Below are 3,278 nucleotides of genomic sequence, written 5' to 3'. Positions count from 1 at the left end.
TGTATTTGTATAGGTTCTCCAAGAAACTGTGGCTCCATTTGGTAGGAGTATTGGTCCAGGCACCTTCCAAACCACTGGTAATGGTATCTGCACCTTTTCCAGAACCAAAGTTATTTTTCCATCCCATGCTTTGCATTTCAATGGAAGCTCCAGCTGGCTCCGCTCCCACATACTCAGCATCAGAGGCCGCACCGTGGGTCTTTCCAAAGGTATGTCCCCCTGCAATCAAAGCTACGGTCTCATAATCGTTCATTGCCATCCGCCCAAAGGTTTCGCGAATGTCGTGCGCGGCAGCTAGTGGGTCTGGATTTCCGTTGGGTCCTTCAGGATTTACATAGATCAATCCCATATGTACAGCACCCATTTGCTTTTCCAGTTCACCATCTTCATTATAGCGATCTTTGTTCCCCAGCCATTCGGTTTCAGAACCCCAATAAATATCTTCTTCCGGCTGCCAGATGTCCTCACGCCCTCCAGCAAAACCAAACATTTTCAATCCCATGGATTCGTGGGCTACATTTCCGGCCAAGATCAACAAATCGGCCCAGGAAATTTTCTTTCCATACTTCTGCTTAATCGGCCAGAGCAATAGTCGGGCCTTATCCAAGTTGGCATTATCCGGCCAGCTGTTCAGAGGAGCAAAGCGCTGGTTTCCGGTTCCACCACCGCCACGTCCATCCGCGATTCGGTAGGTTCCGGCGGCGTGCCAAGCCATTCTGATGAAGAACGGACCATAATGCCCATAATCAGCTGGCCACCATTCTTGGCTGTCGGTCATCAAATCTGTCAAGTCTTGTTTAAGAGCGGCAAGGTCCAGCTTTTTAAATTCCGCTGCGTAGTCGAAGTCTTCATCCATAGGATCCGCAAGTGAGGAATGTTGTCTAAGGATGTTCAAGTTCAATTGATTGGGCCACCAGTCTTTGTTGGTCGTTCCACTACCTGCGGCCTGGTTTAGTTCTCCATTAAGAAAAGGACACATGCTGGCATCTGCCCCGTTCGCTAAATCTTTGCTCATTAGTATGTTGTTTTAATTGATTTCTTTCCCCATAAAATTAAGAGATCCAGAGGCTGTACGATAGACAATTCATATTAATATGCTATTAAAAAATAAGCTTTATCTATTTGGGCTCTGTAGAGGAAGTTTCCCCGGTTTCTGTCCAAAAGCAACATGTGTTTTGGCCATTTTGACCCTTTTGGGGGCCTAATGTTCCTTCTAATTTTATACTGATGCCATTGGCGATCGCTTTGGTTGCCCAATACCGATCATCCAATTCATCAAACCGGAAAACAAACATGTACACAATCACATTAAATCCTATCACTCATGAAAAAAGCGATTTTATCCCTTATGGTCCTGATGCTGATTAGCTTCAGCCCAAAACCAACCCAATTAACAGAAGCGGAACGTGCCCTGGCTGTGAAACACCTGACCGAAACCCGGGACCATTTAACAACAGTGGTCAAAGGCCTTACTGCAGAACAGCTTCATTTTAAACCCACTAAAGATTCGTGGTCCATTGCAGAATGTGTGGAACATATTGCCATTGCGGAAAACGCCTTTGAAGGCTTTTTGAAGAAAACCGTTGCCGAAGGCAACATTCCCGCACTCAAAGATTCCCTCGTTTTTAAGGACGATGAATTAATGGGCGTCCTGACTGACCGCAGCAAGAAATTCAAAACCACTGAACCTTTTGAACCGTCTGGTAAATTTGGGTCCCACGAGGAGACCGTTGAAGCGTTTTTGAAAAAACGGAACGAGCATATTGAATACGCAAAAACCACCACTGATGATCTGAGAAATCGGTTCAACCAGGATTTGCCGTTTGGAACTGTAGATGGCTTCCAGGTCATTATTTTTGCGGCCGGGCATTCCGAACGCCATATTTTACAGATGGAGGAAATCATGGCCCATGCAGACTTTCCCAAAAGTGTGGAGGAGCAATAGCTGTTGGGATTATTAACTAATTATTGGCATGCCCTTTCCGAAATGGAAAGGGTTTGTTTTTTAACTTTGGGTATCCAAAAATCTCAATACAATGAAAATCGTAAAATCTCTTATACTCGTTTTAGCACTATCCTTAACCGCTAACATGGCTGCCCAGTCCGAAAAGGACAAAAAGGTAATGGCAGACGCCGTAAAGGCCAAAGAGGCCCTGTTGGAAGCTCAAAGCGGACTGCAAAAATTCTTCGACAATTCAGCGGGCTATGTCATTTTTCCCAACGTGGGTAAAGGCGGCTTTATCATAGGTGGTGCCTCTGGCAACGGTGTGGTTTATGAAGGCAACCAAGTCGTTGGAATGGCAGGCCTTAAAAAATTGAACGTAGGCTTGCAAGCAGGTGGACAGGCCATCATAGAGGTCATCTTTTTTGAGACCCATGTGGACCTGAACCGTTTTAAGGAAGGTAAGTTCCAGTTTGCTGCCGAAACCTCAGCCGTGGCCCTAAAATCCGGGATTGCCTTTAACGCCAAATACAAGGAGGGCGTAGCTGTGTTTGCCTTACCCAAAGCAGGACTTATGGCCGATGCTTCCGTAGGGGGACAAAAATTCAGCTATAAGCCGATCATTATGTAGTCCTTAATCCCTTATTCCAGGAGTAAAATCCTCGGGGGCATTTTGCGGCATTTTTAAGGTGCCTGCATCTCCTGTGTCATTATATAGCGTCCATTCCTCGAAAGTGTAGACCGCATTTCCCTGAATAACATTTGGATTACGTAAAGCTCTGCCATCCTCAAACTCATGGTTGGTGCCTGACCCGTCCTCACCGATGACTCCAAATACATCAACGACAGTTCCAAAAGGGTCTACCAGCTCCAAGTTATCATCTCCGTTGGAGTCCGCTGGACTGTTTGTTGAAACGCCCAGATCTGGGGGGAAACCGTAGATTAATTCAAATTCCTCAGCATTGGGGGAAATAACCAAAGTGCCTTCCGAAGGAATAATCAATCCTGAGAGGTCAATTGTAGAGCTTATGTCAGTGTTATCATTGGTATATCGGCGTAAGGTCCAAAGGTTTAGGTCCAAGGGTTCTTGCGCTGCATTGTACAACTCCACGAAGCGAGCGCCCGAGTTGTTGTCGGGGTCAGCCAACTCCGAGATAAAAACATCTTTGGATGTAAATTCCGTAATGATTTCCGGACATCGGTCATTGGAAAAATCAATGTCGTCCAAATCTCGTATTGCCAAGACCGTTTCCTTACCGTCTTTTAAGGCCACTGCAACAATAGATCCGTTACCCTCAGGAATCTGTTCCGATTGGAAATCAGAATACCCGCTGTT

At 45.9% G+C, this 3,278-nt stretch carries 5 protein-coding genes; 2 read left to right on the top strand and 3 right to left on the bottom strand.

All coding sequences use genetic code 11. The features are described from left to right. Both F6K46_RS38880 and F6K46_RS38875 read right to left on the bottom strand, forming a co-directional pair. The coding region (locus F6K46_RS38880; RefSeq protein ID WP_366664737.1) for a peroxidase family protein at positions 1-1,015 on the bottom strand (1,015 nt) is incomplete at its 3' end. A 103-nt stretch (positions 1,016-1,118) separates the two neighbouring features. Further along, positions 1,119-1,301 carry a hypothetical protein gene (locus tag F6K46_RS38875; protein WP_293068956.1) on the bottom strand — a complete coding sequence of 61 codons (183 nt, stop codon included), beginning with the start codon at positions 1,299-1,301 and terminating at the stop codon, positions 1,119-1,121. A 23-nt stretch (positions 1,302-1,324) separates the two neighbouring features. On the opposite strand from F6K46_RS38875, the gene F6K46_RS38870 reads away from it, so the two are divergent. Then, positions 1,325-1,945, top strand: coding sequence for a DinB family protein (locus F6K46_RS38870; RefSeq protein ID WP_293118095.1), 621 nt, complete (start codon positions 1,325-1,327; stop codon positions 1,943-1,945). Positions 1,946-2,123: 178 nt separating this feature from the next. Next, positions 2,124-2,573, top strand: a complete 450-nt coding sequence (locus tag F6K46_RS38865) for a hypothetical protein (protein WP_293118092.1) — start codon at positions 2,124-2,126, stop codon at positions 2,571-2,573. A 3-nt stretch (positions 2,574-2,576) separates the two neighbouring features. Here F6K46_RS38865 and F6K46_RS38860 read toward each other — a convergent pair. After that, positions 2,577-3,278, bottom strand: a 702-nt coding sequence (locus F6K46_RS38860; RefSeq protein WP_293118088.1) for a lamin tail domain-containing protein, incomplete at its 5' end; no start/stop codon positions are given.

The sequence above is a fragment of the Moorena sp. SIO3E8 genome (assembly GCF_010692445.1).
Lineage (GTDB): Bacteria > Cyanobacteriota > Cyanobacteriia > Cyanobacteriales > Coleofasciculaceae > Moorena > Moorena bouillonii.
Note: the sequence above shows the minus strand (reverse complement) of the source record. Positions and strands in the feature narration are given on the sequence as shown.

What these genes read in the sequence shown, in the direction of transcription:
- F6K46_RS38870 (WP_293118095.1), top strand. Translation starts at nt 1,325, where the DNA reads ATGAAAAAAGCGATTTTATCCCTTATGGTCCTGATGCTGATTAGCTTC.
- F6K46_RS38865 (WP_293118092.1), top strand. Translation starts at nt 2,124, where the DNA reads ATGGCAGACGCCGTAAAGGCCAAAGAGGCCCTGTTGGAAGCTCAAAGC.